Genomic DNA, 12,648 nt, shown 5'->3' on the forward strand with positions numbered 1-12,648 from the left:
CGAAAGCATCCTCGTGCAGAACGTGACCCTCACCCGCGAACAGGCCGCGGTGTTCCAGGCCATCGAAGGCACGCGCGAGCACGTCTTCGTCACCGGCCGCGCGGGCACCGGCAAGTCGACGCTCCTGAACCACCTGAACTGGCACACGCAGAAGCAGATCGTCATCTGCGCGCCGACCGGCGTGGCGGCGCTCAACGTCGGCGGGCAGACCATCCACTCGCTGTTCCGCCTGCCGATCGGGGTCATCGCCGACCATGACATCGAGCAGAACGACGCGGTGCGCAAGATCCTGAACGCCATGGACACCCTTGTGATCGACGAGGTGTCGATGGTGAACGCCGATCTCATGGACGCCATGGACCGGTCGCTGCGCCAGGCCAGGCAGCGGCCGCACGATCCGTTCGGCGGGGTGCAGGTCGTGCTCTTCGGCGACCCCTACCAGCTCGCCCCGGTGCCCGGCTCGGGCGACGAGCGCCGGTACTTCGCCGACACCTACTCGTCGATGTGGTTCTTCGATGCGAATGTCTGGCGGGAGGCCGACCTGCGCATCTACGAGCTCGGTGAGATCCACCGCCAGCACGACGACGCGTTCAAGCGCATGCTCGACGCCGTGCGGCACGGCTGGGTGACCGCCGAGATCGCGGGCGCGCTCAACGATGCGGGCGCGCGGCGGCCGTGGCCCGAGCAGGGCGCCATCACGCTCGCCACCACCAACGAGACCGTCAACCGCATCAACCGCTCCCAGCTGCACCGGCTGCCCGGGCAGTCGCTCGCGAACGAGGCCGAGGTCAACGGCGACTTCGGCGGGCGTGCGTTCCCGGCCGACGAACGGCTCGAGCTGAAGCTCGGCGCGCAGGTCATGTTCCTGCGGAACGACACCGCGGTGCGCGGCGACGGCCCGCGGTGGGTCAACGGCACCATCGGCACGGTCACGTCGCTGACGCGCGAGGTGCGCGTGGAGATCGACGGCGAGGAGCACGAGGTCGAACCGGCCACCTGGGAGAAGTACAGGTACACGTGGGATCCGGCCCGAAAGAAGCTCGAACGTCAGATCGTCGCCGAGTTCACGCAGTTCCCGCTGCGACTCGCGTGGGCGGTCACGATCCACAAGTCCCAGGGGGCGAGCTACGATGCCGCCATCGTCGATCTGGGATCACGGGTGTTCAGCCCGGGCCAGACGTACGTGGCGCTGTCGCGGCTGACGAGCCTCGAGGGCCTCTACCTCGCCCGCCCGCTGCGTCCGAGCGACATCATGGTCGACCGCGATGTCGAGCGATTCATGTCCGGGGCGGTGCGCGACATCGGCACCGACGCCGTGCAGCCAGGGGCGACGGCCTGACGCCGTCCGTGGCCGCTCGAACGCGTCGCGTACGTCGGCGCCACCTGTGCGGGTTACAATCGCTGCGGGCGCACGGCTAGGGGGGCAAGGTGGCTGACCGTCTGGGAAGATCACGGCGGCGGGTCGGACTCGTCGCCGCGATCGCTGCATCCCTCGTGCTCTCGGGGTGCACGATCGGCGTCATCGACCCGGCCGCCGAGTTCGAACAGGTCGACGCCGCGCTCACCGAGGAGACTGCGAGCGGCATGCAGGCCCTCCTCGACCAGGCCGTCGCCCTGAGCGGCTCGAGTGGCGGGCTCGCCGGCGTGTGGGCGCCGTGGGCAGGCGAGTGGATCGGGACATCCGGCACTTCCGGATTCGGCGAGGGTTCGCCCGAGGTGCAGCTCGACGACCGATTCCATCTCACGACCGTCACGACCGAGATCACCTGCAGCGTGCTGCTGGCCCTCGTCGACGAGGGCGTCGTCTCGCTCGACGACGAGGTCGAGCGGTACGTGGACTGGATCCCTCGGCTCGACGGCATCACGCTCGAGCACCTCTGCCGGCACACGTCGGGCCTCGCCGACTACCACCCGGGCCTGCGGAGCCACTTCGTGGCGAACCCGCAACGTCCGTGGCCGCCGGCGGAACTGGTCTCCAACGGGCTCGCGATGTCGCGGACCGGCCCGCCGGGGGAGCAGGTGCGCGAATCCCGCACGGGCATCCTCCTGCTCGCGCTGGCGCTCGAGCGCCGTACCGGCCGGTCGTGGTCGGACCTCGCGTCCGAGTACGTCTTCGAACCGCTGGGAATGGAGGCCACGGAGCTGCCGGATGCCTCGGTCACCGAGCATGACGGCACACTCGACGCCTACTCGGCCCGCATCGGGCAGGACGGCGCCGTCGACTGCGCCGTGCTCGTCGACGACTCCGCGCAGTCGAGCTCGATGGGCGGAGCCGCCGCCGGCGCCGTGTCGAACCTCGAGGACGCACGCCGCTTCGCACAGGCCTTCGCCACCGGCGCGCTCCTCGACGAATCGACGATGCGCGAGCAGTGGACGACGCTCCCACTCGGCGGGTCGGTGCCCGCGTGGTACGAGGCGGGCATCGGCGGATTCCAGTACGGGCCGTTGCGCGGCGCGGCCGGTGAGAGCCCAGGTGCGCTCACCGCCGCGTTCACCGACCCCGGCAGCGGTCTCACGGTCGTGGTGGCGCTCAACAACTCCACCTCGGGCGCCGACTTCGTGCGGGAGGTGGCATTCGGTGTCGCCTCGATCGCCTCGAAGGCCGAGGCCGCCCCCGAACACGAGCGTCCGATGATCGAACTCCCGTGGTCGATCGACCAGGTTTCTGCGAGGATGCAGGAACTGGCGAAGTGCCCGAGCACGCCGGAGGCGACGCCCGAGCTCGTTCCGTCGGGCTGAGTTGCTTTCCATCAAGACCCGCAGAGGAGGACGACGTGGGCAGGTTGATGTCCAGCGGCCTGACGTCCGTCGACGGGTACATCGCCGATGAGCGCGGCGACTTCGGCTGGGGAGCACCGGATGCCGCGGTGCTCGCGTTCGTGGACCACCTCGGGCGATCGATCCGCACCTACCTCTACGGCCGCCGCATGTTCGAGGTGATGCGCTACTGGGAGCGCGCCCACGAGGAGCCCGACCGCACCGACGTCGAGCGCGACTACACGTCGGCGTGGCAGGCGGCCGACAAGGTCGTGTTCTCGACGACGTTCGATGCGGACGGCACCAAGCGCACCCGGCTCGAGCGGAGCTCGGACGTCGACGCGGTGCGCGACCAAGTGCAGAACTCCACCTGGGACGTGTCGATCTCGGGCCTCGCCGCGCACGCCTTCCGGGCGGGCCCCGTCGACGAGGTGCGCCCGTTCCTGCATCCCGTCGTGGTGGGCGGCGGCACGCGGTGTGGTGTTCTTGCGATATCGGGTCAGGTGATCCGCAGAAGAAGGGGGAAGAGTCCATGTGCAGGTGGCTGGCGTATCTGGGGGAGCCGTTGCGCCCCTCGACCATAGTGCTCGACGCGAACAACTCGATCGTGGCGCAATCGCTCGACTCGTCGCTCGGCGCGGAGACGGTGAACGGCGACGGCTTCGGGTTCGGCTGGTATCCGACCGACGCGCCGGCGGGAACGGAGCCGGCACTCTTCCACAGTACGGAGCCGGCCTGGAACGACCAGAACCTCCGTGAGCTCACGCGGGCGATCCTGTCGCCGCTCTTCTTCACGCACGTGCGCGCCGCCGCCGCGCCGCCGATCCAGCAGACGAACTGTCACCCGTTCCGCTACGAGAACTGGATGTTCATGCACAACGGCGCCATCGGGGGCTGGCACAAGGTCAAGCGCGACCTCACGCTCGCGATCGACCCGTCGCTGTATCCCAACGTCCTGGGCACGACCGACTCGGAGGTGCTCTTCCACCTCGCGCTGACGCTCGGCCTGGCCGACGATCCGGTTGCGGCCGTCGGGCGCGCGATCCGCACCGTCGAGTCCGTCGGGCACGAACACGACGTGCAGTTCCCGTGGCAGGGCACGATCGCGGTGTCCGACGGCCAGCGGGTGTGGGCGTTCCGGTATTCGTCGCAGGGGCGCACGCGTTCGCTCTTCCATTCCGCCGACGTCCCGACGCTGCGGGAGATGTATCCCGATGCCGAGCGACTGCGGCTGTTCGGCGATGAGGCGCATCTGGTGGTCTCCGAGCCGCTCTCCGAGATGCCGGGGGTGTGGGTCGAGGTGCCGGAGTCGACGGCGGCGATCCTCGAACCCGGCGGGTACCGTCACGAGCCCTTCCTGGCGGACTGACGAGGCGTCGGCCGGCCGGCCGGAGAGGACCGCGACATGATCGACGAGCTCGGCACCGCCCCGCCGCCGACGGACTTCGCCGCGCGCGCGGAATGGGGCAGGGCGGCGCGACGCCGTGTTCCCCGGTCGTCCCATGCAGGATGGCACCCGCCGGAAGGCCGTCCGGATCCGGTCGCGCTGCTGGAGGAGCAGTCGCTGGGGCGGGTGCCCGAGCTCGTGCCGATTCGGCACGCCCGGATGCTCGTGTCGCCGTTCACCTTCTACCGGGGTGCGGCCGTGCTCATGGCATCCGACCTCGCGACGACGCCGGACTCCGGCATCACCGTGCAACTCTGCGGCGACGCCCACCTCTCGAACTTCGGGCTCTTCGGCACTCCGGAACGCCGGCTGCTCTTCGACATGAACGACTTCGACGAGACTTTGCCTGGACCCTGGGAGTGGGACCTCAAGCGCCTCGTGGCGAGCTTCGAGGTGGCGGGCCGTCATCGCGGCTTCGACGATGCCGAGCGCGACGCGATCAATCGCACCGTCGTGCGGGGATATCGCGAACGGATGTCGCGCGCCGCCGAGTCCCGGGTGCTCGACGCGTGGTACGACCGGCTCGACGCCGACCAGGTGGCCGCGTGGGTGCGAGTCGAGCGCGACGCGCGCCACGCGGGCGACCGTCAGGTGAAGCGCACCGACGAGATGATCGCGAAGGCTCGGACGCGCGACAGCATGCGTGCCTTCTCGAAGCTGGTGCAGAACGTCGACGGGCGCCTGCAGATCGTCGCCGACCCGCCGCTCGTCGTCCCCCTCGAGGACCTGCGCCCCGCCGGTCGCACGCACGAGGAGGACATCGAGGCGATTCGTCGCATCCTCCGCGACTATCAGGCGACCCTTCCGGGATCGAGGCACCCCATTGCCGAGTTCACCTACATGCACATGGCCCGGAAGGTCGTGGGCGTCGGCAGTGTCGGCACCCGTGCATGGGTCGTGCTGTTGCGCGGCCGCGCCGACGACGACCCGCTGCTGCTCCAGGCGAAGCAGGCCGAGGCATCGGTGCTCGAACGGTACCTGGCGCCGAGCGAGTACGCGCACCACTGCGAGCGGGTCGTGCGCGGGCAGCGACTCATGCAAGGGGCGAGCGACCTGTTCCTCGGCTGGCAGCGGGTGGAGGGGCACGACGGCGTCGCGCGCGACTTCTACCTCCGGCAGATGTACGACTGGAAGGGCGCGCTCGACCCCGAGGGCATGGTGCCCGCGGGCACGAAGCTCTATGCGCAGGTATGCGGTGAGACCCTCGCGCGGGCGCATGGCCGCTCGGGCGACCGAGTGGCGATCGCGGCCTACGTCGGGTCGAGCGACCGGTTGGATCGTGCGCTCGCCGAGTTCGCGTCCGACTATGCCGACCAGAACGAACGCGACTATGCGGCGTTCGCCGAGGCGGTGGCATCCGGTCGACTGCCGGCGTCAGAGCTCGGGTAGCCTCGGCGGGTGCCGGGCGCCTCGAGCACTGCGTCCTCGTACTCGATGCGTGGCCTGCCGGTGCGCGTGCGCCAGTTGACGAGCCGAACCCCCGTCGAGCGGGCGTGATTCGCGGCGAGCTACGCGTGCCAGGCCTCACGGGTCTCGGCGTGCACATGCTCGGCATCCGCTCGCCGCGTCATGCCGTCAGGGTACCGAGGGCCGCCGACGGGCCGAAAGGCCCGACCCCCTCCCCGGCCCGACGCGTAGCCTGACCGCGGGCCTCAGGCCGCAGGTACGCGTCGGCTCCATGAAGCTGGGGGGACAACATGTCGGCAACCGAAGAGAAGAAGCGGATGACAGTCGCCCAGGCGACGTTCATCGGCGTGGGATCGATGGTCGGGGCGGGCATCTTCGCCCTGCTCGGCGCCGCGGGGGCAGTGGCCGGGTCGGCCGTCTGGCTGTCGTTCCTGATCGCCGGCGCCATCGCCGGGCTGCAGGGGTACTCGTTCGCCAAGCTCGGGGCGACGTTCCCGTCAGGTGGCGGGCTGCTCGCCTTCCTCGCCCACGGGTTCGGAGAGGGGCACTTCGCCGGAGTCGTGTCCTGGCTCTTCTACGTCACCGGTGCGATCGTCGCCGCGATGGTCGCCTCGTCGTTCGGCGGATACGCGAGCTCGGTGTTCGCCGGTGACGACCCGTTCTGGGTGACGGCGTTCGCGGTCGCCCTCGTCCTCGTGATGACCGCGCTCAACGCGGTCGGATCGAACGCGGTGGCGCGGGTGCAGTCGGTGATCGTGAGGATCGTGCTCGGCATCCTCACCGTGTTCGCCGTGGTCACCATCGCCAACTGGGACCCGGCGCTCCTCGACCCCGCGGGCTACCCGGGCGTGCGCGAGATCATCGCGAGCGTCGCGCTCACGTTCTTCGCGTTCCTCGGCTTCGGCGTCATCACCTTCACCGCGAAGGACCTGTCGAATCCGAAGCGCCAACTGCCGCGCGCGGTGTACATCGCGCTCGCGATCGCCACCACGATCTACGTCGCCGTCGCGCTGGGCGTCTTCGGCACGCTCTCGGCCGAGCAGGTCGTCGACTATGGCACCACGGCCCTCGCTGAGGCCGCGCGCCCGGTGCTCGGAGACTGGGGTTACGTGCTCATGGTGATCACGGCGCTGTTCTCGACGGCCGGCGCCGTGAACGCGAGCCTCTACCCGTCGGTGGGCATGACGCAGCATCTGGCCAAGGTCGGCCAGTTCCCGCCCGTCTTCGGCCGTTCGCTCGGCCGGGCGCCGGTCGGCCTGCTGGGCATGGCCGCGCTCGCGATCCTCTTCGTGACCCTCTTCGACCTCAACAAGATCGCATCGATCGGCAGCGCCGTGGCACTCCTGGTGTTCTCGGCCGTGACGATCTCGCACTTCCGGCTCTACCGGCAGACCGGAGCGAGCCTCATCGTGCTCATCATCGCGCTCGTGGCCACCCTCGGCACCTTCGTCGTGTTCGTCACGACGACGCTCGTGAACGAGCCGGCCACTGCGGTCGCGCTCGTCGCCATCCTCGTGCTGGCGATCGTGATCGACCTCGTCTGGAAGCGGGTCCGCGCACGCCGCGAGCACGACGCACCCACGGTCACCGATCACGACGGGTGAGCGGATGCCGCGCGCGATCCGCGGGGGGATGCCGCGACATCGCCCGGACCGCCGTCAGTCGCGCGAAGCCGCGTACCCCTGCAGGAACAGCGCCTCGCTGAGGGCGAGCCGTTCGATCTCGGTGGGATCGACGCTCTCGTTCGGCGCGTGGATGAGGGCGAGCGGCTCTTCGACGCCCATCAGGATGATCTCCGCGTCGGGGTAGGTGTCGGTGAAGACGTTGCAGAGCGGGATCGACCCGCCCTGGCCGAGCTTCGTCATCGGCGTGCCGTAGGCCTCCTGCATGGCCGCGGCCATCGCCCGGTAGGCCGGCCCGTCGACCTGCGCCTCGAAGGGCGATCCCTCCGCCTCGAGCTCGACATCGACGTGCACTCCCCACGGCGCGGCGGCGCGCAGGTGCGCGTCGAGTGCGGCGTGGGCCTCGTCCGGTGCCGTGCCGGGAGGGATCCGAAGGTTGAGCCGTGCGGCGGCGTGTGGCACGATCGCGGCCGTCGACCCCACCACGGGCGGACAGTCGATGCCGAGCACCGTGACGGCCGGCCGGGCCCAGAGCATGTCGGAGACGCTGCCGTCGCCGAGCAGCGCGACGCCCTCGAGGAGGCCGGCGTCGGAGCGGAACTGCTCGGGCGGATACGGCGCGCCGTCCCAACGCCGGGAGGCGTCGAGTCCGGTGATCGTCGTATTGCCGGCCGCGTCGCGCATCGACGCGAGGATCGCGATGAGCGCGGCGAGCGCGTCGGGTGCGGGGCCGCCGAACATGCCGGAGTGCACCTCGGAGGCGAGCGCACGCACCGTCACCACCACGTTCACCATGCCGCGCAGGGTCACGGTCGCGGCCGGCTGCCCGACCTCGGCGTTGCCCGTGTCGCACACGAGGATGGCGTCGGCGCGCAGGAGATCGGGGTTCGCGGCCACGAACGCCTCGAGCCCGCCCGTGCCCTGCTCCTCGGAACCCTCGATGACGAGCTTCAGGTGGACCGGCACGTCGTCGCCGAGCGCCCGCAGCGCGAGCAGGTGCATGAGGATGTTGCCCTTGCAGTCGGCGGCGCCGCGACCATACCAGCGGCCATCGACGTCGGTGAGCTCGAATGGCGGCGTGCGCCACGCCGACTCGTCGAGCGGTGGCTGCACGTCGTAATGGGCGTACAGGAGCACGGTCGCCGCATCGGGATCGGATGCGGGCCGCAATCCGACGACGGCCCTGCTGCCATCGGGTGTCGGCTCGAGCCTGGCGTCGGCGAACCCGAGTTCCGCGAACCGGTCGCGCACCCAGAGCGCCGCCTTCTCGCACTCCTCGGGCGGGAACTGGCGGGGGTCGGCGACGGACCTGATGGCCACGAGCTCGGCCAGCTCCTGCCGGGCCGACGACATCAGGTCGCCGACCCGTGAACGCAGGTCCACGATCACCCGCCGCTTCCGTCGACGGTCTCGAGGCCGTCGATGAACTCCTGGAACTCCTCGAGCTCGTCAGGGCAGTAGACCTCGACGATCAGCAGCACACCCTGCACCGAACGGCTCTCGGCGATCACGGGCCGGATGCCGGGACCGCCCGCGCCGTTCGAGAGCAGGCTGAGGAGCGCCGCGCGGTTCAGCGCGCCGTTCGGATCGGCGCAGACGATGTCGCCGTCGTCGCCGAGGACGCGGGAGATCATCTCGACCGAGGGCGTCGTCTCCGCCCCGGCGTCTTCGAGCGCCTGGATCAGCTCCTGGGCCTTCTCCTCGGCTTGGGCGGTCTGCCTGGCGGACCGGAACATGATGAGGGCGATCACGGCGAGGATCACCAGTACGACGACCACCACGATGTAGAGGACCGAGCGTTCGCGCCTCGTCGACGTCTCCGTCTGCGTGCTCATGATTCCTTCACCTCCGACTGCTCAGCAAGACCGGGCTCCTGCGGGAGCTTCCATGACGGCTTGCGGAACCTGTAGAACAACCACGGCACGAGCAGGCCGAGCCCGAGCGCTCCGCCCGCGACGATCACGAAATAGATCCACGGGTTGCCGCCGCCGAACTGCGACGGCGGGATGAACCCGACGAGCAGTGCCGCGAGCGAGGCGGCGAATCCGACTCCGCACAGGCCGATGAGCATCGGGGCCCGATAGCCACGCGGGTGATCGGGGTGACTGCGGCGCAGCCGTATGGCGGCGACGAACATGAGCAGGTACATGATCAGGTACACCTGCGTCGTGATCACCGAGAAGATCCAGTACGCGCTCGAGACATCCGGGATCAGGGCGTAGCCGAGTGCGATCACCGTGGTGACGAGGCCCTGCGTGACGAGCAGGTTCTGCTGCACGCCGTGCTTGTTCAGCCGCTGCAGGAAGGGAGGCAGATAGCCCTCCTCCCGTGAGATCAGCAGCAGACCCTTCGACGGCCCGGCGAGCCAGGTCAACATGCCGCCGAGGGAGGCCGCCACCAGGGCGATGCCGATGATCGGGGTGAGCCACTGCCAGTCGAAGACCGCGAGCACTGCGTCGAACGCCTGCATGACGCCGGCGGTGAGCGAGAGCTCCTCGGCCGGGACGACCCAGCTGATGGCCAGTGCCGGGAGGATGAAGATCAGGAGCACGAGCCCCATCGCGAGGAACATCGACTTCGGGTATTCCTTGCCCGGATTGCGCAGGGACGACACGTGTACCGCGTTCATCTCCATGCCGCTGTACGACAGGAAGTTGTTCACGATGAGCACGAGGCTCGCAAGACCCGCCCACTGCGGCAGCAGGTTCTCCGCGGTCATCGGCGCGGCCGACGGGTTGCCCTGGCCGAGGAACGCGGCGCCAAGCAGGATCAGCAGCGCGCCCGGGATGAGCGTGCCGATGATCAGGCCGCCGCTGGCGAGGCCGGCGACGCCCTTCGTGCCGCGCGACGAGATGAACACGCCCGACCAGTAGCAGACCATGATCACGAGTGCCGTCCAGACGCCGTTGCTGGCGAGGTCGGGATTGATCACGTAGGCGAGGGTGGCTGCCACGAACCCCAGCAGGCTCGGATAGTAGAAGATCGTCATCGCGAACTGGCACCATACGGCGAGGAAGCCCATCGGCTTCGAGATACCGGTCGACACCCACTTGTAGATGCCGCCCTCCCAGCCCGAGGCGAGCTCCGCCGAGACGAGCGACGTCGGCAGCAGGAACACGACGGCCGGCACGAGATAGAGGAAGATCGCCGCGAGGCCGTAGATGGCCATGGTCGGCGCCGGTCGCAGGCTCGCGACGGAGGCGGTGGTCATGAGGGCAAGCGCCACCCAGGAGATGTTGACGAGCGCGGGCGCCTTCGCGCGGGACATCCCCGCAGCCTTGGGCAGGTCGGCCGACGCGTCTGCGGCGCTCATGAGAGACGCACCCGATCGCCGTCGGGCGGCGTCGCGTCGCGTGCGCATATGGACATCGACGTCAGTGCCATGATTATCCCCTCAGAACAGCCTCACAAACTGGACGAGTGGAAGATAGCGCTCGCGGACCGGCGAGCTTCGGGACTAAAGACCATCGGCGTTCGAGCGTCGTCGAGCGGCCGCGATCGGCGGGATCCTCGCGCGCTCCGCGCCGCCTGCACCGACCGCGCACTCGACCGCAACCCCCTCCGGACGAGGGGGTCCGCGTGTCATCATGGGCCATCCCCGGCGGACCATCCTGGCCGTCCGCCGGAGGAGGAGGGTGCACGGTGACCGAGACGGCGAAATGGGCGGGGTGCGTGCGCCGGTTCCACGAGCAGTTCATCGTCGAGGAGCGCGTGGTCGTCGGCTCCGGCAAGCGGAACCTCTACCTCATCGCGGGCGTGCTGATCACGATCGGCTTCACGGGCTTCTTCGTCGTGCTCGACTCGATCCTCGAGGCCGACGACCTGTCGTTCATCGACGCTCCCGTCGAGGCGTGGCTCGAGTCGGGCCGCGACGAGCGGATCACGACGTTCATGATCGTGCTCGCGATCGTGTTCGGCCCCATCGTGATGCCCATCGCCATCCTCGTGACCACGGTCGCCTGGGGCATCTTCGCGAAGCACGCGTGGCGGCCTATCCTGCTCGCCGGCGGCATGATCCTCGGCGTCATCGTGGTGCAGGCGCTCGCGCCCATCATCGCGCGCGACCGCCCGCCAGCCGAGGAGATGATGATCGGCTACGACCCGTCGTCGTCGTTCCCCTCCGGCCACGTCATGGGCGTCGCCGACTTCCTGTTCATCGGCACGTACCTCGTGTTCTCCCGCCACCGCCGTCCGGTGATCACGGTGCTCGCATTCCTCGCCGCAGCCGTGATCGTGCTGGTCACCGCCGCCTGCCGCATCTACCTCGGGTACCACTACGCGACCGACGCGGTCGGGTCGATCTTCCTCTCGCTCGTCGTGCTCGGCATCGTGATCGCCGTCGACACCTGGCGCACGGTCCGGGTGGGTTCGTCCGAGCAGGCCCACGAGTCCGACGCCCGTCCCGAGGCGTGGGGGCGCGATGAGCACTGAGGAGTCGCAGCCCCGCCAGGACCCGCGCGTGGAGCACGCCGCGGACCATGTGCCCGCGCCGGTGCGGGTCAGCCGCCGACCGTGGGCGTGGACGGGCGTGATCGCGCTCGCCGTGGTCGTCGCGGTCGGCGTGGTGATCGTCATCAACAGGGCGCGCGAGCCGTTCGAGTTCGAATCGGCGCTGATGAGCGCGGTCGCCGACAGCCGCACCCCGGTCGTCACCTCCGCGGCGCTCGCCCTCAACTGGCTCGGCAGCGGCCTCGTCTCGAGCGTCATCGTGCCCGCGATCATCGTGGTCGGGCTGCTGCTCTGGCGCCGGCCGTGGGCGGCGGGCTTCTTCGTCGCCGCGATCGCGGCGAGCGGGCTCGTCACGCGGGTCCTCAAGGTGCTCGTCGGCCGGGTGCGTCCCGAGGACATCCTCGTCAGCCCCGACTTCGGCTCGTTCCCGTCGGGCCACGCGTCGAATGCGGCGGTGATCGCGACGGCGCTCGGCCTGATCCTCCTCCGCACCTGGGTGTGGGTCGCCGGCGCGGCGTACACGCTCCTGATGATGGCGAGCCGCATGTACCTCGGCGCGCACTGGGTCTCCGACGTCGTCGGCGGCATGCTCGTCGGCGCGGGCGCCGCGCTGATCGTGTGGGCACCGTTCGCCGAGAAGCTCTATCGCGAGAACCGCCTCCCGCATCCGCCGATCTGGCAGGAGATCGAGCACAACCCGCGAGCGCACGACTCCTGACGCCCCGAACCGGGGTGGGTGAGCCACGCAGATCGCGGTCGTAATCTGGCCAGGTCGCACATTGTCGCCGAGAGCACCGGGTACACGGGTGGCCTGCTGCCCTTCGCGGTGGTCCCCGGCAGCCGACTCGTGGCGCTGCCCGGCCGCGACCACATCCTGCAGCCCGACGATCCGGCGGTCGCCATGTTCGTCGAGGAGGTCGAGCGCTTCCTGGTCGAGTGAGGGCGTGATGGAATGGGCGGGCGGGG

The 12,648-nt window shown here is 69.7% G+C and carries 12 protein-coding genes; 9 read left to right on the plus strand and 3 right to left on the minus strand.

Going from position 1 to position 12,648, the window contains the following annotated elements; genetic code table 11:
- Window positions 1-13 precede the first annotated feature (13 nt).
- The 6 genes from IEX31_RS11840 (at window position 14) to IEX31_RS11865 (ending at window position 7,215) form a co-directional block, all read left to right on the plus strand.
- Window positions 14-1,339 (plus strand): ATP-dependent DNA helicase, encoded by a 1,326-nt coding sequence (locus tag IEX31_RS11840; protein ID WP_188743637.1) that lies wholly within the window; start codon window positions 14-16, stop codon window positions 1,337-1,339.
- An 89-nt stretch (window positions 1,340-1,428) separates the two neighbouring features.
- Window positions 1,429-2,739 carry a serine hydrolase domain-containing protein gene (locus tag IEX31_RS11845; RefSeq protein ID WP_188743638.1) on the plus strand — a complete coding sequence of 437 codons (1,311 nt, stop codon included), beginning with the start codon at window positions 1,429-1,431 and terminating at the stop codon, window positions 2,737-2,739.
- Between the two features lie 35 nt (window positions 2,740-2,774).
- On the plus strand, window positions 2,775-3,341 hold the full coding sequence (locus tag IEX31_RS11850; protein WP_188743639.1) for a dihydrofolate reductase family protein: 567 nt from the start codon (window positions 2,775-2,777) through the stop codon (window positions 3,339-3,341).
- Window positions 3,290-4,126 carry a class II glutamine amidotransferase gene (locus IEX31_RS11855; protein ID WP_188743640.1) on the plus strand — a complete coding sequence of 279 codons (837 nt, stop codon included), beginning with the start codon at window positions 3,290-3,292 and terminating at the stop codon, window positions 4,124-4,126. The genes IEX31_RS11850 and IEX31_RS11855 overlap by 52 nt, the downstream gene beginning before the upstream one ends.
- 36 nt (window positions 4,127-4,162) lie before the next feature.
- A complete protein-coding gene (locus IEX31_RS11860) occupies window positions 4,163-5,593 on the plus strand; it encodes a DUF2252 domain-containing protein (protein WP_188743641.1) in 1,431 nt (476 codons plus the stop codon).
- Window positions 5,594-5,928: 335 nt separating this feature from the next.
- Entirely contained in the window at window positions 5,929-7,215 is a 1,287-nt protein-coding gene (locus IEX31_RS11865) for an APC family permease (protein ID WP_229662301.1), read from the plus strand.
- A 54-nt stretch (window positions 7,216-7,269) separates the two neighbouring features.
- On the opposite strand, the gene IEX31_RS11870 is transcribed toward IEX31_RS11865, so the two are convergent.
- From IEX31_RS11870 to gadC, 3 genes are read right to left on the minus strand one after another with little or no spacing between them, the layout of a single operon-like run.
- Entirely contained in the window at window positions 7,270-8,616 is a 1,347-nt protein-coding gene (locus IEX31_RS11870) for a dipeptidase (RefSeq protein ID WP_188743643.1), read from the minus strand.
- Between the two features lie 2 nt (window positions 8,617-8,618).
- Window positions 8,619-9,068: a hypothetical protein gene (locus IEX31_RS11875; RefSeq protein WP_188743644.1), complete on the minus strand. Its 450-nt coding sequence runs from the start codon at window positions 9,066-9,068 to the stop codon at window positions 8,619-8,621.
- Entirely contained in the window at window positions 9,065-10,546 is a 1,482-nt protein-coding gene (gene gadC, locus IEX31_RS11880) for a glutamate/gamma-aminobutyrate antiporter GadC (protein ID WP_188743645.1), read from the minus strand. The genes IEX31_RS11875 and gadC overlap by 4 nt, the downstream gene beginning before the upstream one ends.
- 329 nt (window positions 10,547-10,875) lie before the next feature.
- On the opposite strand from gadC, the gene IEX31_RS11885 reads away from it, so the two are divergent.
- From IEX31_RS11885 to IEX31_RS11895, 3 genes are read left to right on the plus strand one after another with little or no spacing between them, the layout of a single operon-like run.
- Entirely contained in the window at window positions 10,876-11,664 is a 789-nt protein-coding gene (locus IEX31_RS11885; RefSeq protein WP_188743646.1) for a phosphatase PAP2 family protein, read from the plus strand.
- Window positions 11,654-12,400, plus strand: coding sequence for a phosphatase PAP2 family protein (locus IEX31_RS11890; protein WP_188743647.1), 747 nt, complete (start codon window positions 11,654-11,656; stop codon window positions 12,398-12,400). The genes IEX31_RS11885 and IEX31_RS11890 overlap by 11 nt, the downstream gene beginning before the upstream one ends.
- 18 nt (window positions 12,401-12,418) lie before the next feature.
- Complete coding sequence (locus IEX31_RS11895) at window positions 12,419-12,622, plus strand: hypothetical protein (protein WP_188743648.1); 204 nt, start codon at window positions 12,419-12,421, stop codon at window positions 12,620-12,622.
- The last annotated feature ends 26 nt before the right edge of the window (window positions 12,623-12,648 follow it).

The organism is Agromyces bauzanensis (genome assembly GCF_014645655.1).
GTDB classification, from domain to species: Bacteria; Actinomycetota; Actinomycetes; order Actinomycetales; family Microbacteriaceae; genus Agromyces; species Agromyces bauzanensis.

What these genes read in the sequence shown, in the direction of transcription:
- IEX31_RS11860 (WP_188743641.1), top strand. Translation starts at nt 4,163, where the DNA reads ATGATCGACGAGCTCGGCACCGCCCCGCCGCCGACGGACTTCGCCGCG.
- gadC (WP_188743645.1), bottom strand. Translation starts at nt 10,546, where the DNA reads ATGAGCGCCGCAGACGCGTCGGCCGACCTGCCCAAGGCTGCGGGGATG.
- IEX31_RS11865 (WP_229662301.1), top strand. Translation starts at nt 5,929, where the DNA reads ATGACAGTCGCCCAGGCGACGTTCATCGGCGTGGGATCGATGGTCGGG.
- IEX31_RS11875 (WP_188743644.1), bottom strand. Translation starts at nt 9,068, where the DNA reads ATGAGCACGCAGACGGAGACGTCGACGAGGCGCGAACGCTCGGTCCTC.
- IEX31_RS11855 (WP_188743640.1), top strand. Translation starts at nt 3,290, where the DNA reads ATGTGCAGGTGGCTGGCGTATCTGGGGGAGCCGTTGCGCCCCTCGACC.
- IEX31_RS11890 (WP_188743647.1), top strand. Translation starts at nt 11,654, where the DNA reads ATGAGCACTGAGGAGTCGCAGCCCCGCCAGGACCCGCGCGTGGAGCAC.